Raw genomic sequence first — 19,531 nt, forward strand, 5'->3', positions numbered from 1 at the left:
GCGCACGCACATGGCACGAATCGCCCTGAAGGTCGACGTCGACACGCTGCGCGGCACGCGCCAAGGCGTGCCCCGCTTGCTGTCGCTGCTGGCGGCCGCGCAGGCGCAGGCCACCTTCCTGTTCAGCCTGGGCCCGGACCATACCGGCTGGGCGCTGCGGCGCGTGTTCCGCCCGGGTTTCCTGCGCAAGGTGTCGCGCACTTCGGTGGTGTCGAACTACGGCTTGCGCACGCTGATGTACGGGGTGCTGCTGCCCGGCCCGGATATCGGCCGCAAGGGCGCCGCCGAGATGCGCGCGGCGCGCGCCGCCGGGCATGAATGCGGCATCCACACCTGGGACCACGTCTACTGGCAGGACAACGTGCGCGAGCGCGATGCCGCCTGGACCCGCGACCAGATGCAGCGCGCCTTCGCGCGCTTTCGCGAGATCTTCGGCGAGCCCCCGGCCACGCACGGCGCCGCCGGCTGGCAGATGAACGAGGCCGCGTTCCGCCAGATCGATATCTGGGACATGGCCTATGCCTCGGACGGCCGCGGCACCGCGCCCTATATCCCCACCATCGGCGGCGTGCCCTGCCGCCACGTGCAGATGCCGACCACGCTGCCAACGCTGGACGAGCTGATCGGCACCGACGGCCTGACCGAGGACAACGTCCACACGGCCCTGCTGGCGCTGACCGAAGGCCAGCGCGACCATGTGTTCACGCTGCATGCCGAGCTCGAAGGCGGCAAGCTCGCGCCCGTATTCGAACGGCTGCTGGCGGGCTGGCGTGCGCAGGGGCACGAGCTGGTGTCGATGGGCACGTGGTATCGCGGACTGGATTGCGCGACGCTGCCACGCCTGCCGGTGACGTGGGGAGAGATTCCGGGGCGGAGCGGGGAGCTGATCGTGCAGCCCAACGTGGCATTGCGCTGAATCGCAGCCCACGCCGTATGAACGGGGCTCCCCTCTCCCGCGCGCGGGAGAGGGGTGGGGGAGAGGGCAGGAGCGTCCACGAAGTGCAAGCCTTGTCGTGCTTGCCGTGCGCCTGCCCTCACCCCCGGCCCCTCTCCCGCAGGCGGGAGAGGGGAGCAAACCGCGAGCGTAATACACCTCCTTGCAGTGCTCACCCCCCGCGCCGCGCCCCCACCCGCAGTCCATTGAACACCACCAGCAAGCTCGCCCCCATATCGGCAAACACCGCCATCCACATCGTCCCCATCCCCAGCACCGTCAGCACCAGGAATACGGCCTTGATGCCCAGCGCCAGCGCGATGTTCTGCCTGAGGATGCTGGCGGTGCGGCGCGACAGCCGGACGAAAGCGGGGATCTTGCGCAGGTCGTCGTCCATCAGCGCCACGTCGGCGGTTTCGATCGCGGTGTCGGTGCCGGCGGCGCCCATGGCGAAGCCAACATCGGCACGCGCCAGTGCCGGGGCGTCGTTGATGCCGTCGCCGACCATGCCGATGCGCCCGCCGCGGGCATGCGCGGCGTCGGCCAGCGCGGCGATGGCATCGGCCTTGTCCTGCGGCAGCTGGTTGCCGCGCGCTTCGTCGATGCCGACCTGCGCCGCGATCGCCTGCGCGGTGTGCGGGTTATCGCCGGACAGCATCAGCGTCTTGACGCCCAGCGCATGCAGCTCGGCAATCGCCTGGCGGCTGGTGTCGCGCACGGTGTCTGCCACCGCGAACAGCGCCAGCGCCATGGCCGCGCCCCGGCCGTCGACGCGCGCCAGCAGCACCACGGTCTTGCCCTCGCGCTCCAGCGCCTCCAGCCGCGCCTCCAGAGCCGGCGAGCACGCGCCCATCTCATGCACCAGCCGGTGGTTGCCGAGCCGGTATTCCACGCCCTGCACCGTGCCGCGCGTGCCGCGCCCGGCCAGCGCCTCGAACGCCTCCACCGGCAGCGTGGTGATGCCGTCGGCCTGTGCCGCCGCGGCCACCGCGCGCGAGACCGGATGGTCGGAGCGCGCCGCCAGGCTGGCGGCAATGGCGCGTGCGTGCGGGACATCGTCGGTCAGCAGCGCGTGGTCGGTCTGCGCGGGCTTGCCGTGCGTAATGGTGCCGGTCTTGTCCAGCGCCACCCAGGCCAGCCCGCGGCCCTGCTCCAGGTAAACCCCGCCCTTGACCAGGATGCCGCGCCGCGCGGCCGCGGCCAGCCCGCTGACGATGGTGACCGGGGTGGAGATCACCAGCGCGCACGGGCATGCGATCACCAGCAGCACCAGCGCCTTGTAGATCCAGTCCACCCAGCCGCCATCCGCCAGCAGCGGCGGCACCACCGCCACCGCCAGCGCGATCGCGAACACCGTGGGCGTGTAGATGCGCGCGAACTGGTCGACAAAGCGCTGCGTGGGCGCGCGGCTGCCCTGCGCGGCCTCCACCGCATGGATGATGCGCGCCAGCGTCGAGTCGCTGGCGGGAGCGGTCACGGTGTACTCGAGTTCGCCCGACTGGTTGATCGAGCCCGCGTACAGCGCATCGCCTTCGGCCTTGTCGACCGGCACGCTTTCGCCGGTGATGGGCGCCTGGTCCAGCGCCGACTGGCCGCGCACGACCTTGCCGTCGAGCGCCACGCGCTCGCCCGGGCGCAGCCGCACCAGCGTGCCGACCGCCACGCCGGCGGCCGGCACGGTGTCCCAGCTGCCATCGGCCTGCCGCACCGTGGCCAGCTCCGGCGCCATCGCCATCAGGCCGCGGATGGCATTGCGGGCCCGGTCCAGCGACGCCGCCTCGATGCGCTCGGCCAGCGCGAACAGCACCATGACCATCGCCGCTTCGGGCCACTGGCGCAGCAGCAGCGCGCCGGTCACGGCGATGCTCATCAGCGCGTTGATGTTCAGGTTGCCGTTGCGCAGCGCGATCCAGCCCTTGCGGTAGGTGGTAAGCCCGCCCAGCGCGACCGCTGCCAGCGCCAGCACCGCCGGCAGCCACGGCAAACCCAGGCCCAGCCATTCCGTCGCCTCTGCCCCCAGCGCGGCGACACCGGCCAGCGCCAGCGGCCACCACGGCTTGCGCGCGGCGGTTTCGGGCAGCACGTGCTGCACGGCTTCGGCGCTGAGCGGCACCGGCCGCATGCCCAGGCTTTCGATGGCCCTGGCCACCGGCTCCGCCGAGGGCAGCGTGTGGTGCACCGTGAGTACGCGCTGGATCAGGTTGAATTCCAGCGCGGCGATGCCGGCCATGCCGCCCAGCTTGCTGCGGATCAGCGTTTCCTCGGTGGGGCAATCCATGGCGTCGATGCGCCAGGCGACGGCGCTGGCGCCGGCCGGTACCTCGACCCGAGCCGGCGGCGTCAGCGCGACGCTGGACGCACACCCCCCGCCGCAACACGCGGCAGCCGCCGGTTCAGGGTCATGGGGGTGGCCGTGGTCGTGGCCGTGATCGTGGTCGTGATGAGCGTAGTCATGCGCATGGCAGGCGCCATGCTGCCCATCGTGCTTGAGGGCTTGATCGTGTGGAAGAGCGTCTTCAGGTGACGTGCGAGCCATGTCTTGTTGTTCGCGCTGGTTTGACCTGATGACATTGAAGACCCTGTAGTGGCTACAGAGTCAAGCGGCATGGCCGCCGTGATGGCGGTCATGCCGCGGCGGGCCGCTAGTGCTCGCAGTTGACCATCCACGACATGCCGAAGCGGTCCACCAGCATGCCGAAGCCTTCGGCCCAGAAGGTCTTCTGGTACGGCACCACCACCTGGCCGCCCTGGCTCAGGCCCTCGAAAATGCGCTGGCCTTCGTCGCGGCTGACCCCGCCCACCGACAGGCTGAAGCCGCTGAACGCCGGGCGCTCGCCAGGACGGCCGTCGGAGGCCATCACCTGGTTCTCGCCGATCTGCAGATTGGCGTGCATCACCTTGTCTTTCCAGTCATCGGGCACCGCCATGCCCTGGTCCTGCGGCGCTTCCTTGTAGCGCATCGCAAACGTGACCTGCGCACCCAGCACCTTGCCGTAAAAGGCCACCGCCTCGTCGAAGCGGCCGCCGAAGTCCAGATAGGGTTGCACCTGCATGTTGCTCTCCTGGTTATCCATCGGGTTGCATGACATGGAACTGCCGGACGCGCCGCAGCGGGCGCGGCCGGCACGCGCGCCATTATCCGCGCGCGCGGGGCCAGTGCAAGGGCGGATTCAGGATACGGGAGCGGCGGCGGAGGGCAGCGGCATCGGCACCGGCTCGGCCGGGAACTGCAGCGTGAACACGGTCAGGCCGTCGACGCTGCGCACCGTCACGCTGCCGCCGTGCAGCCGCATGATGGTGTCGACGATGGCCAGGCCCAGCCCGGTCGACGCCGCCGAGTTGCGCCGCGACGGATCGGCGCGGTAGAAGCGGCCGAAGATATGCGGCAGCGTCTCCGGCGGGATCGCCGGGCCCGGGTTGCTGACACGGATGCTGGTGCCCGCATCGCTGCCAGCCGCCATCGGCACGCGTGCGACGTCGACCCGCACCGTGCTGCCCGCCGGCGCATGGCGCAGGGCGTTATCCAGCAGGTTGGTCACAGCGCGCCGCAGCAGGGTCTGGTCGGCCTCCACCGGCGCGGAGCCGGAGACCGTCAGCACCACCTCGCGGTCCGCCGCCACGGCTTCAAAGTACTCGGCCATCTTGTCGAGCTCCTCGCGCGCGTCCAGCGTGCGCACGTCCAGCGCCACCTGCGCATGGTCGGCGCGCGCCAGGAACAGCATGTTCTCGATCATGCGGGCCAGGCGCTCGTATTCTTCCAGGTTGGACTCGAGCAGTGCCTCGTACTCGGCGGTCTTGCGACTCTGCGCCAGCGTGACCTGGGTCTGCCCGATCAGGTTGCTGATCGGCGTGCGGAAGTCATGGGCGAGGTCGGCCGAGAACTCGGACAGCCGCGAAAAGCTGTCCTGCAGCCGCGCCAGCATGTCGTTGAGCGCGGCCGCCAGCTCGCGCAGCTCCGCCGGCGCGCTGCCCACGTCGAGCCGCGTGGCAAGGCGGCTGGTAGTGACCGCGGCGGCATCGGCGGCCATGCGCCGCAGCGGCCGCAGCGCGCGCCGCGCCAGCGCAAAGCCCAGTCCGGCGGCCACCGCGGCGCCGCACAGCGTGGCCCACAGCAGCTGGTGGCGATACTCGCGGATCAGCGCGACGCGATAGCCGGCATCGCGCAGCACCACGATTTCGACGGCCTTGTCCGAGTCGCCCAGCTGGCCCAGCGCGGCAATGCCGCGCGAGGGCACGCCGTTCTTGGGGCGCCAGGTCTGCAGCATGCTTTTCTCGGGTTGCGTGGTGGCCGGCAGCACGCGCAGCGGCGGCACGATCTCGTTGCGCGGGTTCAGCGTCACCAGCGGCTCGCCCTGGCGCGTGCGCACCACCAGGATCAGGCCCTCGTGGCCCATCGCGATATCGGCAAAGCGGTGGGTATCGGCGCGGATCTCGGCCTCGCTGCGCACCTCGCGCAGCAGGTGGCGCACCAGCAGCACCTCGCCCACCAGCTCGCTTTCATCGCGTCCTTCGAGCTGCGCCGACAGCGCGCTCGACAGGTAGGCCGCCACGCTGGCCAGGATCGCCGCGGTGGCCAGCCCGTAGGCCAGCGCCAGCCGCGTGGTAAGCGAAGACGGCAACCGCATCATGCGTCCTGCACCCGCTCGTCGCCATCGTCCAGCACATAGCCCATGCCGCGGCGCGTATGGATCAGCTTGCGCGGGAACGGGTCGTCGACCTTGGCGCGCAGGCGCCGGATCGACACGTCGACCACATTGGTGTTGCTGTCGAAATTGACGTCCCACACCTGCGAGGCGATCAGCGAGCGCGACAGCACCTCGCCGCGGCGGCGCGCCAGCAGGTACAGCAGTGCGAACTCCTTCGAGGTGAGGTCGATCTTCTGGCCGGCGCGCACTACGCGGCGGCGGATCGCGTCGATCTGCAGGTCGGCCACTTCGATGAATTCGCTCTCGCGCAGCGGGCCGCGGCGCAGGATGGTGCGGATGCGCAGCACCAGCTCGGCAAAGGCAAAGGGCTTGACCATGTAGTCGTCGGCGCCGAGCTCGAGGCCCTTGAGTCGGTCCGACAGCTCGTCGCGCGCGGTCAGGAACAGCACCGGCGTGTCGCGCTCGCGGCGCAGTTCGCGCAGCACCTCCCAGCCGTCCAGGCCGGGCAGCATCACGTCCAGCACGATCAGGTCATAGGGATGCTCGCGCGCGTGGGCCAGGCCGTCCGCGCCGTCGCGCGCCAGGTCCACCACGAAGCCGGATTCGGTCAGCCCCTTGTGCAGGTAGTCGCCTGCCTTGGGTTCGTCCTCGACAATCAGGATACGCATGATTCAATCACTTTCGGGCGGCCCAGTGCCGCCATGGCGTAACGCTAGCCGAGGATGGCGGCAAATGGGTAAAGATTGCAGAAATGTCATCGCCATGCCGGCGCATTGCCTCGGCATGGCCGCGCAAATCCCCGGTAGAATGCGCGCTCACCTCCCGTGCGCGCGACTGTCCCACGCGCATCGTCTCCCATTCTGCCGGTTTCCCTGCGATGAAACGCCTGCCTAGCTCGTTGTTGCTGTCCCTTGCCCTGCTTGCGCCCGCTGCGGGCATCGCGGCGGACGCCCGGATGTGCGGCGCGGTGCAGGCGGCTGGCCTGTCGCTGCCGGACCGGCACGTCGCGGCCAAGCTGGCAGCGGAAGCGTCGCTGGATGGCGCTACCGACGCAGGCTGCGGCGGCAGCGCGGTGCGCGTGATGGCCGAACCCACCGGCGCCGGCGCGCCGTTGCAGCTGGGCGAACCGGAGGCTCCGCAGGACACTGCCCCGCAGCCCGCCGCGGCTGCCGACGTGCTGCGCGAGCTGCCGCCCGAGGTCTTCGTGCACCGCTCTCACGTGGCGCCCATGGCGACGCCGGCGGCATTCACCGGCATCCTGCCGATGCTGCCGGTGCTGCGGCTGCTGCCCCCGCACTGCTGAGCGCGACGCTGCGCAGGGATTAAAAGGCGATTTAACCGCGCGGCTTAATCAACGCGGAAGAATTCAATCGACTGCCCGGCGTTGACCGCCCGCTGCAGCCAGTCAGGATATTCGCCCTGCCCGTCCCAGCTCTGGCCCAGGGCATTGCGGTACAGCGGGCGCCCGCCCGCGGGCTTCGGCGCCGCGGCGGTGGGCGCCGACGGCGCGGGTGCTTCGGCGCCTGCCGATGCCGTCGCAACGTTGTCGAAGCACCCGGCCTCGACGAGGTCGTCGAGGGTCAGGGCATGACGGTCCATTTGCTCGCGGATCCACGCCACCGCAGCGAGTTTGGCTGAATCAGACTCGGACATGACTCTTGTGAGAGGCCCGCTGCATTTCCGCGGGCAATGAAAAACCGGCGATGGAACCACAGGCCGGTCGGACAGCCATGATTCTACAGCCTTTGCCCGGCGGCAGCTTCTCCGGCGTGCTGGCGGTGCCGACTAATGCCCGCGGGATGACGGCATTGTCATGTGGCGGTCATGCTCGTGTGGGTGGCCGGCACCTAGACTAGCCACACCGCCGCCCATTCCGGGACGGCAACCTTACGGAGAAGCGATCCATGCATGCACTCAGGCAAGTCTTTGTCGCCACCGCCCTTATTGCCGGCGTTGCCGGCGCCGCGCAAGCCGCGCCACGCAGCGTCGATCCGTTCAGCGATGGCGCGCACAGCGTTACCAGCACGCGCAGCCCATTCACCGACGGTGCCAACACCGCCACCGGCACCCGCAGCAGCTTTACCGACGGCGAGCACACCGCCACCGGTGCGCGCAACCCGTTCGCCGACGGTGCCCACAACCCCAACGGCCCGCGCGACAGCTTCAGCGACGGCGCCTGATGGCCCCTGACGGTCCCTGACGGTCCCTTGAAGCGCCGCGCGGCGCGCCCGCTTCAGCGCACCTCGCCGTAGATACGCCGCGCATCGGCCGCATCCGCAATCGGCCGGCCCAGCGTCAGCCCGCCCTGCACCGCCTGCGCCACCAGCGCGTGGTTGCCGGGCGCAAGGCTGCCGTCGCGCAACAGCAGGTTGTTTTCGAAGCCCACCCGCACATGGCCGCCGAACGCGGCGGCCGCGGTCACGCAGGCATTCTCCTCGCGACCGAACGCGCAGATCGCCCACGGCAGCGCATCGCCGCCGTCGGCCGCGGCCTGCAGGAACGGCAGCAGGTCGTGCGGCGACGATACCTGTCCCGCCGCATAGCGTCCCAGCACATACAGCACCGACCACGCGCCCGGCGGCACCATGCCGCGCGCGCGCATTTGCTGCCAGCGCCGCACGTCGGCCGCGTCGTACAGGATCACCTGCGTCATCACCCGTTCGCGCGCCAGCCAGGCGAAGAACGCCGCCAGCTCGCCGTCCGCGATCTCCGGCACCGCGACTTCGCGCAGGCCGACCGAGACCGCCTCGGGGCGCAGCGCGCGCACCATCGCCATCTGCTCGGCGGCATGGTACACGCCGGCGGCCTCGCTGGTCACCTGCACCAGCAGCGCGTCGCCGACCGCCTGCCTGACCGCCGCCAGCGCGTCGCGGTAGGTCTGCACATCGAGCGAATGGCGGCCCTCGGCATCGCGCACGTGCATATGCATCATGGCGGCGCCGGCATCGAGGCAGGCGCGCGCCTCCGCCGCCAGCGCCGCGGCGGTCAGCGGCACCGCGGGATGGTCGCTGGCGCGCTTGTAGGCGCCGTTGGGCGCCACGGTGACGATCAGCGGCGATTCGGCCAGCGCGGCGCGCTGCGGGACAGGCTGGTTGGCGGCTTGGGCCGGGGAATCGGTCATGGCTGGATCTCGGGCAGTTCGGGCGCGATCAGCGCCAGGCCGGCGCGCAACAGGTGGTCGTAGCGCGCGCGCTCGGCGGCAATGGTTTCAGGCGTCCATGCGTAGAAGCCCTCCCCGCGCTTCATGCCGTGGCGGCCGTCGGCGGCGCGCTCGGACAGGCAGCGCGCAGGATGGTCGTCGTTGCAAAAGGTCGGGTACATGGTGGCGCCGGCGGCTGCATGCACGTCGATGCCCGCGTGGTCACGCTGCAGCACCGGTCCCGCCACCAAAAAGCGGAAGCCGAAGCCGAAGCGCACCGCCGCATCGACGTCCTCGGGCGAGGCAATGCCGCGGTCGATCAGGCTGAAGGCCTCGCGCGACAGCGCATGCTGCAGCCGGTTGGCGAGGAAGCCGGGCAGGTCCTTGCGCACCTTCACAGGCACCATGCCGCAGCGGCGCATGAAAGCGGCCAGCGCGTCGGCATGGCGCTCGTCGCTGGCTTCGCCCATCACCACCTCGACCAGCGGCACCAGGTGCGCCGGCATGAAAAAGTGCAGGCCGAGCATGCGGTCGCGCGTGTCCAGTCCGGCGCCGATCGCGCTGATCGGGAAGCTGGAGCTGTTGCTGGCCAGCAGCGTGTGCGGGCGCGCACGCGCCACCAGTTCGGCAAACAGCGCCTGCTTCAGTGCCAGGTCCTCGGGAATGCATTCGATCACCAGGTCGACCGAGGCCCATTCCACGGCGTCGAGCGTCGCCGCCACCGCGAGGCGTTCCGCGCCCGCTTCACGGCCGATCGCGGCGAGGTTGGCGCGCACGCGCGCGGGCAGCGCGCCGGCCCGCCCGGCATCGGGTTCGACAATGGTGGTGCGGCACAGCGCGCGGGTCAGCACCACGGCGACATCGGCGCCCATGGTGCCGCCCCCCACCACCACGGCATGGGCGGCGCCCGGCCGGCTCAGGGTGGATGGCGTTGCGACTGGGGTGGAGTCGGGGGTGGAGTCGGGCATGGTCTCTCCTGGCATCCCGCCAGTGTAGAGAACCCGCTTTGATTGAAGAAGCCGATTCTCTGGATAAAATGATCACCAAAACAGATCAATCGACTGAATCGACTTAACGGGCATGAACATCAACCTGTCGATGCGCGACATCGAAACCACGCTGGTGCTGGGCCGCACGCTGAACTTCCGCCAGGCCGCCGGCCAGCTGCACCTGTCGCAATCCGCCCTGTCCACGCAGATCCTGCGCATCGAGGAAGCGCTGGGCGTGCGCCTGTTCGACCGCACCACCCGCACCGTGCGCCTGACCGCGGCGGGCCAGGTCTTCATGCAGCAGGCCGCGCTGCTGCAGGCGGCGTTCCGCGGCGCGATCGACGCCGTGACCGGCATTGCCAGCGCCGAGCGCGGCCAGGTGGCGGTGGCCGCGCTGCCGTCGCTGGCGGCGCGAGTGCTGCCGCGGGTACTGATGGCCTACCACCAGGCCCGTCCCGAGGTCGCGCTGAAGGTGTTCGACACCCTGTCCGGGCCGGCCTTCGACCTGGTGCGCGCCGGCGATGTGGATTTCGCGCTGACCGCCGCCAACCCGCAGCAGGCGGACCTGCAGTACGAGCCGCTGCTGTCGGACCGCTTCGTGCTGCTGATCCCGTCGGCGCACCCGCTGGCGCGCAGGCCTGGCCCGCTGCGCTGGGCCGATACCGCGGACGCGCCGCATGTGTCGATGACTCATCCCAGCAGCGTGCGCCAGTACGCGGAATGGGCCTTCCTGCAGAACCGTATCCGCTTCCAGCCGGTGTTCGAGGCCGAACGCCTGGCCACCATCGCGGCCATGGTCGAATGCGGCTTCGGCGTGGCCGCGCTGCCCGAGATCGCCGCCGGCACGGTGCGCCAGCCCGGCATTGTCGAGCGGCTGCTGACCGCGCCGGTGACCGAGCGCTCGATCGGCCTGGTGACCGCGCGCAACCGCAGCCTGTCGCCGGCGGCGGCGGAACTGGCGGCGGCCGTGCGCGCGCGGCTGGCCATCCCGCCGCTGCAGGATGCGGAGCCAGCAGCGGCGGCGGCTGGCCCGGAGGCCGGCGCATGAGCATCATCGTCGATATCCTGATCCTGGCCGGCGTGCTGCTGGCCATCGTTGCCGTGGTGCAGGTGGCCGCGGCACGGCTGGTGCTGCCGGAATCGACGCTGCTGTCGGCCATCGGCATCGCCATCGGCGCGGGCTATGTGGCGATCGACGCCGCCCACCCCGACTTTGCCCGGCACTTCCTGCATCCGCTGATCGACCCGGCTTTGCCGCCCGAGGCCTACCTGTGGATCTTCCTGCCGCCGCTGCTGTTCCACGCCGCGCTCACCGCCGACGTGCGCGGCATGCTGCCCGACGCGGCGCCGATCCTGCTTCTGGCGGTGGTGGCCGTGGTGGTGGCCACCGGGGTCATCGGCGTGGCCACCGCGGCGGCCAGCGGCATGCCGCTGGCGGTGTGCCTGCTGCTGGGCGCGGTGGTCGCCACCACCGACCCGGCCGCGGTGATCGCGATCTTCCGCGACGTCGGCGCGCCGGCGCGGCTGATCCGGCTGGTGGAGGGCGAAAGCCTGCTCAACGATGCCGCCGCCATCGCCATCGTCGGCGTGCTGGTGGCGATGCTGACCGGGCACGGCGCGCAGGCGACGCTGGCGGCGGGCCTGCGCGAACTGGCCTGGGCCTTTGCCGGTGGCGTGCTGTGCGGCGCGCTGGCCGGGCGGCTGGTGTCCGACCTGCTGCCGCGGCTGGCCGGCCTGGCGATGGCGGAAAGCGCGCTGACGCTGGCGCTGCCCTACCCGCTCTACCTGCTGGCCGAGCAACTGCTGGGCGTGTCGGGCGTGGTCGCGGTGGTGTGCGCCGGCCTGATGGTCAGCGCCCTCGGCCCCACGCGGCTGGCGCCGCCCAACTGGCGCCACCTGCGCATGATGTGGGAGCAGTTCGCCGGGATTGCCGGCGCCGTGGTGTTCCTGCTGGCCGCGGTGCGCGTGCCGTCGCTGCTGACGGGCGTGAGCGCGCATCATGGCTGGCTGCTGCTGGCGCTGGTGCTCGCGGCGCTGGCGGCGCGCCTGCTGACGCTGTTCGGGCTGCTGCCGCTGCTGTCGGGGCTGCGGCTGAGCGCGCCCATCGACGGCGCCTTCAAGCTGGCGATCGCCTGGGGCGGGCTGCGCGGCGCGGTGACCCTGGTGCTGGCGCTGGGCATCGCCGAGAACAGCGACCTGCCCTACGAAACGCGGCATTTCGTCGCGATCCTGTCGACCGGCTTCGTGCTGGTCAGCCTGCTGCTCAACGGCACCACGCTGCGCGCGCTGATCCACCGGCTCGGCCTGGACCAGCTTTCGCCGCAGGAGCGCGCGCTGCAGCTGCAGGCGATCCGCCTCTCCACCGAGGAAGTCGAGGCCATGATGGCGCGCGTGGCCGACTCGTTCGACCTGCCCCCGGCGGTCGCGCGCGAAGCGGCGCAGAAGTACCGGCACGGCATCGAGCTGGGCTCGGCGGAATTCGACTTCGACACCGCCCTGTCCGAGCGCGACCGCCTCAGCATCGGCCTGGTCACGCTGGCCACGCGCGAGCGCGAGCTGATCCCGGAATACGGCGACGGCGTGATCTCGGTGGCCAACCTCGACGCGATGATGCGCAACACCGCGCAGATGATCGACGCGGCGCGCGAGCGCGGCCGCATCGGCTACAACCGCGCCGCGCGGCATATCCTGGACTATCACCTGGGCTTTAAGTTGGCGCTGTTCCTGCATCGCCGGCTCGGCATCGACCGCCCGCTGGCGCGCGCGCTGGCCGACCGCTTTGAACTGCTGATCTGTCGCCAGACCGTGCTGGACCGCCTGCGCCGTTACAACCGCTCGATGCTGACGCCGGTGTTCGGCGCGCGCATGGCGACCGTGCTCGACGGCGTGCTGGAAGACCGCTCGCGCGCGGCCGCCGAAGGCCTGGCCGACATGCGCGGCAAGTTCGGCGCCTATACCGAGGCGCTGGAGCGGCGCCTGCTGATGCTGTTCGCGCTGCGCAAGGGCCGGCTGTCGCTGGAAGCGATGCGCGAGGAGGCGGTGATTTCCAAGGAAGCGTTCAACCAGGTCGCCCAGGTGATCCAGCAGGCGTGGAAGGCCAGCCTGGTGCGCCCGCCGCTGCGCGGCGTGACGGAACCCGCGGCCGGGCCCGGCGTGGCGCCGGGTCCGCAGCCGCAAGCAGGGGTAACCGCAGGGGTGTCAGGAAGGGTCTTTGGTGCGGGTACGCGAGACGGCCGCCATGATGCCGATGCCGAGCACGATCAGGCAGGCAATGCCGATATAGACCGGCGCCAGCCCGGCCGTCGACAGGCCCCAGGCAATGCCGCCCACCAGGACCAGCAGGCCGATGAGATATAGCGCGAATGACATGAGTCCGCTCCTTCGGGAGTGCAACCTGTGTTCAATGTAGGCAGCGTGCGCGGCGCAAGGGATAGGACAAGGGCGGATGCTGGCGTAGGCGGGTTCTGACCCGCTTGTGACGTGTCAGGGCCTTTGCCGCCGCACGGGGGTGTCATGATCGATTCTCGGCGGCTCTGTATCTGTCCGGGGCGCCACCCGACCCGTATACTCGGGGACCGGCGCCGCTGGACCTTGCCCCGCCGCGCCTCACCGATTCCAAACATCAAACAAGCAACGGAGCAGCAGCATGCGTGTCGCATTCCTCGGACTGGGCGTGATGGGTTTCCATATGGCCGGCCACCTCGCCGCCAAGGGCCACGAGGTCACGGTCTATAACCGCACCGCCGCCAGGGCGCAGGCCTGGGTCGAGCGCTTCGGCGGCAAGGCCGCCGCCACCCCCGCGCTGGCTGTGCGCGATGCGCAGGTGGTCGGCTCCTGCGTCGGCAACGACGACGACCTGCGCGCGGTGCTGACCGGGCGCGACGGCGCCTTCTTCGGCGCGCCCAGCGGCTGCATCTTCGTCGACCACACCACCGCCAGCGCCAACGTTGCGCGCGAGCTGTACGCGGCGGCCGGCGAACGCGGCCTGCACTTTGTCGATGGCCCGGTCTCGGGCGGCGAAGTGGGCGCGGAAAAGGGCATCCTGACCATCATGTGCGGCGGCGACGCCGACGCCTTTGCGCGCGCCGAGCCGGTCATCGCCGCCTACGCGCGCGCGGTCACCCGCATCGGCGAATCCGGCGCCGGGCAGCTGGCCAAGATGGTCAACCAGATCAGCATCGCCGGCCTGATCCAGGGCCTGTCCGAGGCCATCGCCTTCGGCGAGCGCGCGGGCCTGGACATGCGCCTGGTGCTGGATGTCATCAGCAAGGGCGCGGCCGGTTCCTGGCAGCTCGAGAACCGCGGTCCCACCATGATCGAAAACAAGTTCGACTTCGGCTTCGCCGTGGACTGGATGCGCAAGGACCTTGGCCTGTGCCTGGACGAGGCCCGCCGCAACGGCGCGGGCCTGCCGGTGACGGCGCTGGTGGACCAGTTCTACGCCGACCTGCAGCAGATGGGCTGTGGCCGCGCCGACACCTCGTCGCTGATCAAGCGGCTGCGCCAGCACAGCGCCAAGGGCTGAGGCCACGGGCGCGCCACCCCTGCCGTCGTCCGATTCCTACAGGGCAATCGGCGCTTCACGGAAGGGCCGCGCCGCGTCACACACCTAAAGTGGACGCATGAGGGCCGGCCGCTGCGATGTCTTTTCAAGTCGTCGTGCGGCGGGCCCGGCCACGAGGCAGGAGACCATCATGTGGAAACTCGCAGGCGCGCTTCTGGTAGGCGCAAGCATGGCGCTGGCCGGCTGTACGGCGGCGGGCGCGGTAGCCGGCGGTGTCGCCGGCCATGAACTGACCGATGGAAGTGCCGCCGGCACCATCGGCGGCGCCGTGGTGGGCGGTGTGATCGGCCACGAGCTCAGCGACTGACGGCCCGACTGACCGCGGAACCCGCTGAACCCGCCGAACCCGCTGGACCGTTAACCGGCAACAGGCCGCTGCGTGCGGCCTGGTTTTTTTCCCTGTGGGCTACGCCGCGTAGCTGGACGGCCGGCGCAAGCGCCGCCACAGCAGCATCGGAAGCCGCACCACGAAGCCGGCGAGCAGCCGCAGGTGCATGCCGGTCAGCAGCAGGTTGTCGCGCAGGTAGCGGAAGTGGGAGACGCCGCCCTCCCCCCGGCCGAAGTAACGCACCGGCGCGTCGAGGTTGACAGGACGCACGCCGCGCCAGCACAAGCGCACCGCCACCTCCGGATCGAAATCGAAGCGCCGCATCCAGCGGCTGTCCTGCATCACCGCACGCAGCGGCGCGATCGGGTAGACGCGAAAGCCGAACAGCGAATCGCCGATGCCGGTCCACAGCGTCTCCACATCCACCCAGAAATTGGACATGCGCCGCCAGTAGACCCGCTCGCGCGGTGCGCTGGCGTCGAAGCGCGGGCGGCCCAGCACCATCGCGCCGGGGTCGCGCTGCGATGCCGCCATGAATGCGGGGATCAGGTGGGCCGGATGCTGGCCGTCGGAATCCATCACCAGCACATGCGTGTAGCCCGCCGCGGCGGCCTGTTCGATGCCGTGCAGCACCGCGGCGCCCTTGCCCTGGTTGCTGGGCAGCACCAGCACCTGCAGCCCGGGGTCGGCGGCGGCCTGCGCCTGCAGCCATTGCGTGCTGCCGTCGGTGCTGCCGTCGACCACGACCCAAACCGGGGTCCAGGCCGCGCGCGCGCCGCGCAGCACCTCGTGCAGGCGCTCGCCGGGGTTATAGCTGGGGATCAGCACCAGGTGGGTTGCCGAAGGCGGGACACCGCCTTCCACCAGCGCCGGCGCGGGCGTGGCTTGCTGCGGCATGTCGTGGTCCTGTCCGGGCTGGAGGTAACGGTGGCTGGGCTAGCGCGTGCGGTGTTGCGCCAGGTAGGCGGCCAGGCTGCCCAGTGAGGTGAAGATGGTCTTGTTGTCGGGATTGTCCGAGCGCAGCTCGACGCCGTACTTGCGCGATACCAGCAGGGCGATCTCGAGAATATCGATCGAGTCCAGCCCGAAGCCTTCTCCGTAGAGCGGGGTGGCGGCGGTGATGTCCTCCAGCCGCAGTTCGGCGATGTCGAGTTCGTCGAGGATCAGGCGGGCAAGTTCGGTTTCGAGTTCGGTCATGTTGCTAGATGGCTGGAACGCCGCTGCGCCGCCCGTGCCGGGCAGTTCGATCCCGGTGCGGGCGTCGGGCACCCGAATGCTATCAAACGGGGCATTGCCGGGCCACTCGAGAGAAGTTTAGTAACAACATCAACGACCTATTGGGGAATCTTGATCGCGTCCGGAGGGTCTTTTGGGGTATAAAGCGTTCGCTTCGCGTGCCACTTGGCGCCTTCCCGGCGTACCGCACTCCAAGCGCCTTACGCAACACACCAAGCTCCCACCGATGCCTTCGAGCCAGCCCGTCGACCGCCGTTCCCCGCCCGCCGCCATGCCTGCGCCGGACGCTGCCGCCGCGTGGTGGCGGCGCCATGCCTGGATCGGCGCGGTGGCAGCCTTCGTGGTCTACGAGTCGGCCCTGCATCGCGCGGCGCACCAGCCGGGCGCCGAGGTGGCCGCGCTGTGGCTCGGCGCGGCGCCGTTCCTGCTGCTCGGCTTCGTCGCCTGCCGCCGGCTGGCCGGGACGGCCCCGGCCCTGCTGGCGCTGCTCGCCGCGTGCGCGGCGCTGTGGCTGTGGCGCGCGCCGCTGTCGGGCCATTTCGGCTGGACCTACTACCTGCAGCATGCGGGCGCCAATGCCGCGCTGGGGGCGATGTTCGCGCTCAGCCTGCGCCGCGGCCGCACCCCGCTCTGCACCCAGATCGCCACCGCCATCCACGGCCCGCTGTCCGGCGCGCATGCGCGCTACACGGTGCGCGTGACCCAGGCCTGGACGCTGTTCTTCGCGGCCATGGTGGGGGTGTCGACGCTGCTGTTCGTGCTTGCGCCGGTGGCGGCCTGGTCCAGCTTCGCCAACCTGGCCACGCCGCTGCTGATCGCGTTGATGTTCGCGGGCGAGGCCCTGTACCGCCGCATCGCCTTTCCGGACATGCGCCACCGCGGCCTGCTCGATGCCGTGCACGGCTACCGCGCGCTGATGACGGCCCGTGCGGCCCGGCCCGGGTTGCCGCGCTGACGCGCCGCCATCCGCAGCCCCGCGCAACAGGCACAGGCTTCGTCCATGACCTCATTCCCCATCGTTGCCCACGCCAGGCCCGACGACATCATCGCCTGGGTGCACGGACGGCCCGTCACCGTGCGGCAGTTCCTGGCCGATGCGGCCGCGCTGGCAGCGGCCCTACCCGCCGGCGGCCACGTCTTCAACGCCTGCACCGACCGCTACCGCTTTACCGTCGGCCTGTGCGCGGCGCTATTGACGGGCAAGCCCACGCTGCTGCCGCCGTCGCACACACCCGAGACGGTGCGCCAGTTGCTGGCCTTCGCGCCCGACGCCTTCTGCCTGCATGACCAGCCCGACGCGGACTTCGCCATGCCGGCGCTGCACTACCACGATGGCCTGGCCGCCACCGCCGCCGACGGCCCCGTCGAGATCCCGCAGATTCCGGTGGCGCAGGTCATGGCCTACGTGTTCACGTCCGGCTCGACCGGCACGCCGGTGCCGCACCGCAAGACCTGGGGCGCCATGGCCGGCAGCGCGCGCGCCGCGGCGCAGAGGCTCGGCCTGCTCGACGGGCGCGCGTGGACGCTGGCGGGCACGGTGCCGCCGCAGCATATGTTCGGCCTCGAAGCCACCGTGATGCTGGTGCTGCAGGGCGGCGCGGCGCTGGTGGCCGCGCCGGCGTTCTATCCGGCCGATGTCAGCGCGGCGCTGGCCGCGGTGCCGGCGCCGCGCGCGCTGGTCAGCTCGCCGGTGCATCTGCGCACGCTGGTGCAATCCGGCCAGGCGATGCCGGCGGCCGACCTGGTGCTGTGCGCCACCGCGCCGCTGGGACGCCAGCTCGCCGCCGAGACCGAGGCGCTGTTCGCCGCGCCGCTGCGCGAGATCTACGGCAGCACCGAGACCGGGCAACTGGCCATCCGCCGCACCGCCCAGGAAGACACATGGACGCTGGTGCCGGGGGTGCGGCTGCAACTCCGCACTAACGCCGCCGGCGACGATACCGAGACCTGGGCCGAGGGCGGCCATATCGAGCAGCCGGTGCCGCTGGGCGACGCCATCGCCCCGCTCGACGCGCAGCGCTTCCTGCTGCATGGGCGCAAGGCCGACCTGCTCAACATTGCCGGCAAGCGGACTTCGCTGGGCTACCTGAATCACCAGCTCACCGCGATTGACGGCGTGCGCGACGGGGCGTTCTTCATGCCGGACGACGCGCATGAAGGCGACGCGCGCGGGCAGGTGGTGCGGCTGGTGGCCGTGGTGGTGGCCCCCGGCGTGGCACCGGCCCGGTTGCAGCAGGCGCTGCGCGAACGGATCGACCCGGCCTTCATGCCGCGCCCGCTGTACTTTGCCGAGCGCCTGCCGCGCAATGCCGCGGGCAAGCTGCCGCGCGAGGCGCTTGCGGCGCTGGTGACAGCGCTGTCCGGTCCGCAGGACCGCCCTGCCGCGCCGCCGCCAGGCTTTGTCATCGACCCCGGCCACCCTGCCATGGCCGGCCATTTCCCGGGCCATCCGATCGTGCCGGGGGTAGTGCTGCTGGACCATGCCGTGCTGACGCTCGGCACCGCGCTGGGCCGCCCGCTTGCCGTCGCGCAGGCGAGCCTGCTGAAGTTCCTGAGCCCGGTACGCCCGGGCGAGCGCGTGGAGGTGCTGCACCAGTCCGAGGCGGCCGGCGATGGCGCCGAGACCATCCGCTTCACGCTGCGCAGCGCCGGGCGCGATGTCGCCAGCGGCACGCTGCAGGTGCGCGACAGCGCGCCGCAAGCCGGAGCCTTGCCATGCTGAGCTGGCTGTGGCGGCGCCAGGCGCCGCTGGATACGGAATGGTCCAGCCGCAAAGAGCGCGGCAGCATCACGCTGCTGCGCGTCATGACGTGGATCTCGCTGGCGCTGGGCCGGCCCGCCGGGCGCGTGGTGCTGCGCGCGATTGCCGCCTACTTCATGCTGTTCGCGCCCGCCGCGCGCCATGCCTCACGCGCGTACCTGGACCGCGTGCTCGGACGCCAGGCCGGCTGGAGCGACGGCTACCGGCATGTGTTCACCTTCGCCTCGACCATCCACGACCGCATCTACCTGCTCAACGGCCGCTTCGACCTGTTCGACATCCGCCTGCATGGCGAGCACCTGCTGGAAGCGGCGATGGCGCGCGGCCGCGGCGCCATCCTGCTGGGCGCGCACCTGGGCAGTTTCGAGGTGGTGCGTGCGCTCGGACGGCGCCATCCGGACATGGAGGTCGCGATCACCATGTACGAAGAAAACGCGCACAAGCTCAACGACGTGCTGCAGTCGATCAACCCGGCAATGCGCCAGGACGTGATCGCGCTGGGCCGCTTCGACACCATGCTGCGCGTGCGCGACTACCTGGACCGCGGCTATATGATCGGCATGCTGGCCGACCGCACGCTGTCGCAGCGCGCCACCGACCCCGTGCAGCAGTGCGATTTCCTCGGCGCGCCGACCGGCTTCCCCACCGGCCCGCTGCGCATGGCGGCCATGCTGCGCCGGCCAGTGTTCTTCATCACCGGCCTGTACCGCGGCGGCAACCGCTACGATGTCCATTTCGTGCCGCTGGCGGACTTCACCGGGACCGCGCGCGGCCAGCGCGAAACGGCGGTGCAGGCGGCGCTGGCGGACTACGTGCGGCTGCTGGAGCGGTTCAGCCGCAGCGCCCCGTACAACTGGTTCAACTTCTATGACTTCTGGCACGCCGGCCCGCCGCTGTCCGAGCAGCCGCCGCCGGGCAACGAGCCCTAACCCGT

20 protein-coding genes are annotated in these 19,531 nt (G+C 70.8%); 10 read left to right on the forward strand and 10 right to left on the reverse strand.

Features of this window, described 5'->3' with window-relative positions:
- The first annotated feature begins 10 nt into the window (after window positions 1-10).
- Window positions 11-916, forward strand: coding sequence for a polysaccharide deacetylase family protein (locus ACEI37_RS01725; RefSeq protein ID WP_373377035.1), 906 nt, complete (start codon window positions 11-13; stop codon window positions 914-916).
- 190 nt (window positions 917-1,106) lie between these two features.
- Here ACEI37_RS01725 and ACEI37_RS01730 read toward each other — a convergent pair whose 3' ends face one another.
- From ACEI37_RS01730 to ACEI37_RS01750, 5 genes are all read right to left on the reverse strand, one after another.
- A complete protein-coding gene (locus tag ACEI37_RS01730) occupies window positions 1,107-3,212 on the reverse strand; it encodes a heavy metal translocating P-type ATPase (RefSeq protein ID WP_373377036.1) in 2,106 nt (701 codons plus the stop codon).
- A gap of 62 nt (window positions 3,213-3,274) precedes the next feature.
- Window positions 3,275-3,562, reverse strand: a complete 288-nt coding sequence (locus ACEI37_RS01735) for a hypothetical protein (RefSeq protein WP_373377037.1) — start codon at window positions 3,560-3,562, stop codon at window positions 3,275-3,277.
- Between the two features lie 14 nt (window positions 3,563-3,576).
- A complete protein-coding gene (locus ACEI37_RS01740; protein WP_373377038.1) occupies window positions 3,577-3,987 on the reverse strand; it encodes a VOC family protein in 411 nt (136 codons plus the stop codon).
- 117 nt (window positions 3,988-4,104) lie between these two features.
- A complete protein-coding gene (locus tag ACEI37_RS01745) occupies window positions 4,105-5,562 on the reverse strand; it encodes a heavy metal sensor histidine kinase (RefSeq protein WP_373377039.1) in 1,458 nt (485 codons plus the stop codon).
- A complete protein-coding gene (locus tag ACEI37_RS01750; protein WP_018008628.1) occupies window positions 5,559-6,248 on the reverse strand; it encodes a heavy metal response regulator transcription factor in 690 nt (229 codons plus the stop codon). Before ACEI37_RS01750 ends, ACEI37_RS01745 begins: the two co-directional genes overlap by 4 nt.
- Before the next feature lie 209 nt (window positions 6,249-6,457).
- Here ACEI37_RS01750 and ACEI37_RS01755 point away from each other — a divergent pair, with 209 nt between their 5' ends.
- Window positions 6,458-6,883 carry a hypothetical protein gene (locus ACEI37_RS01755; protein ID WP_373377040.1) on the forward strand — a complete coding sequence of 142 codons (426 nt, stop codon included), beginning with the start codon at window positions 6,458-6,460 and terminating at the stop codon, window positions 6,881-6,883.
- 44 nt (window positions 6,884-6,927) lie between these two features.
- Here the strand turns inward: ACEI37_RS01755 and ACEI37_RS01760 are convergent, their stop codons facing one another.
- The gene (locus ACEI37_RS01760; RefSeq protein WP_373377041.1) at window positions 6,928-7,179 is read right to left on the reverse strand and encodes an H-NS family nucleoid-associated regulatory protein; all 252 of its coding nucleotides are present in this window, start codon (window positions 7,177-7,179) and stop codon (window positions 6,928-6,930) included.
- A 305-nt stretch (window positions 7,180-7,484) separates the two neighbouring features.
- Here ACEI37_RS01760 and ACEI37_RS01765 point away from each other — a divergent pair, with 305 nt between their 5' ends.
- On the forward strand, window positions 7,485-7,760 hold the full coding sequence (locus ACEI37_RS01765; RefSeq protein WP_373377042.1) for a hydroxyquinol 1,2-dioxygenase: 276 nt from the start codon (window positions 7,485-7,487) through the stop codon (window positions 7,758-7,760).
- Window positions 7,761-7,813: 53 nt separating this feature from the next.
- On the opposite strand, the gene ACEI37_RS01770 is transcribed toward ACEI37_RS01765, so the two are convergent.
- Together ACEI37_RS01770 and ACEI37_RS01775 are read right to left on the reverse strand one after the other, a co-directional pair.
- Window positions 7,814-8,701 (reverse strand): 3-keto-5-aminohexanoate cleavage protein, encoded by an 888-nt coding sequence (locus ACEI37_RS01770; protein WP_373377043.1) that lies wholly within the window; start codon window positions 8,699-8,701, stop codon window positions 7,814-7,816.
- On the reverse strand, window positions 8,698-9,687 hold the full coding sequence (locus ACEI37_RS01775) for a 3-hydroxyacyl-CoA dehydrogenase family protein (protein WP_373377044.1): 990 nt from the start codon (window positions 9,685-9,687) through the stop codon (window positions 8,698-8,700). The genes ACEI37_RS01770 and ACEI37_RS01775 overlap by 4 nt, the downstream gene beginning before the upstream one ends.
- Window positions 9,688-9,799: 112 nt before the next feature.
- Here ACEI37_RS01775 and ACEI37_RS01780 point away from each other — a divergent pair, with 112 nt between their 5' ends.
- From ACEI37_RS01780 to ACEI37_RS01795, 4 genes are all read left to right on the forward strand, one after another.
- On the forward strand, window positions 9,800-10,756 hold the full coding sequence (locus tag ACEI37_RS01780; RefSeq protein ID WP_373377045.1) for a LysR family transcriptional regulator: 957 nt from the start codon (window positions 9,800-9,802) through the stop codon (window positions 10,754-10,756).
- Window positions 10,753-13,065, forward strand: a complete 2,313-nt coding sequence (locus ACEI37_RS01785; RefSeq protein ID WP_373377046.1) for a cation:proton antiporter — start codon at window positions 10,753-10,755, stop codon at window positions 13,063-13,065. Before ACEI37_RS01780 ends, ACEI37_RS01785 begins: the two co-directional genes overlap by 4 nt.
- Before the next feature lie 289 nt (window positions 13,066-13,354).
- On the forward strand, window positions 13,355-14,233 hold the full coding sequence (locus tag ACEI37_RS01790; RefSeq protein ID WP_373377047.1) for an NAD(P)-dependent oxidoreductase: 879 nt from the start codon (window positions 13,355-13,357) through the stop codon (window positions 14,231-14,233).
- 169 nt (window positions 14,234-14,402) lie between these two features.
- Window positions 14,403-14,579, forward strand: coding sequence for a glycine zipper 2TM domain-containing protein (locus tag ACEI37_RS01795; RefSeq protein WP_092309867.1), 177 nt, complete (start codon window positions 14,403-14,405; stop codon window positions 14,577-14,579).
- A 99-nt stretch (window positions 14,580-14,678) separates the two neighbouring features.
- On the opposite strand, the gene ACEI37_RS01800 is transcribed toward ACEI37_RS01795, so the two are convergent.
- Window positions 14,679-15,497, reverse strand: a complete 819-nt coding sequence (locus ACEI37_RS01800) for a glycosyltransferase family 2 protein (RefSeq protein WP_373377048.1) — start codon at window positions 15,495-15,497, stop codon at window positions 14,679-14,681.
- 39 nt (window positions 15,498-15,536) lie between these two features.
- Window positions 15,537-15,797 (reverse strand): phosphopantetheine-binding protein, encoded by a 261-nt coding sequence (locus tag ACEI37_RS01805; RefSeq protein ID WP_062802929.1) that lies wholly within the window; start codon window positions 15,795-15,797, stop codon window positions 15,537-15,539.
- A gap of 310 nt (window positions 15,798-16,107) precedes the next feature.
- Here ACEI37_RS01805 and ACEI37_RS01810 point away from each other — a divergent pair, with 310 nt between their 5' ends.
- Genes ACEI37_RS01810 through ACEI37_RS01820 form a run of 3 tightly spaced genes read left to right on the forward strand, consistent with a single transcriptional unit; the run spans window position 16,108 to window position 19,526 of the window.
- Window positions 16,108-16,791 carry an acyl carrier protein gene (locus ACEI37_RS01810; RefSeq protein ID WP_373377049.1) on the forward strand — a complete coding sequence of 228 codons (684 nt, stop codon included), beginning with the start codon at window positions 16,108-16,110 and terminating at the stop codon, window positions 16,789-16,791.
- A 45-nt stretch (window positions 16,792-16,836) separates the two neighbouring features.
- Window positions 16,837-18,558 carry an AMP-binding protein gene (locus tag ACEI37_RS01815; protein WP_373377050.1) on the forward strand — a complete coding sequence of 574 codons (1,722 nt, stop codon included), beginning with the start codon at window positions 16,837-16,839 and terminating at the stop codon, window positions 18,556-18,558.
- Window positions 18,552-19,526, forward strand: coding sequence for an acyl-CoA synthetase (locus ACEI37_RS01820; protein WP_265921207.1), 975 nt, complete (start codon window positions 18,552-18,554; stop codon window positions 19,524-19,526). The genes ACEI37_RS01815 and ACEI37_RS01820 overlap by 7 nt, the downstream gene beginning before the upstream one ends.
- The last annotated feature ends 5 nt before the right edge of the window (window positions 19,527-19,531 follow it).

Source organism: Cupriavidus nantongensis (genome assembly GCF_041726985.1).
GTDB lineage: Bacteria > Pseudomonadota > Gammaproteobacteria > Burkholderiales > Burkholderiaceae > Cupriavidus > Cupriavidus nantongensis_A.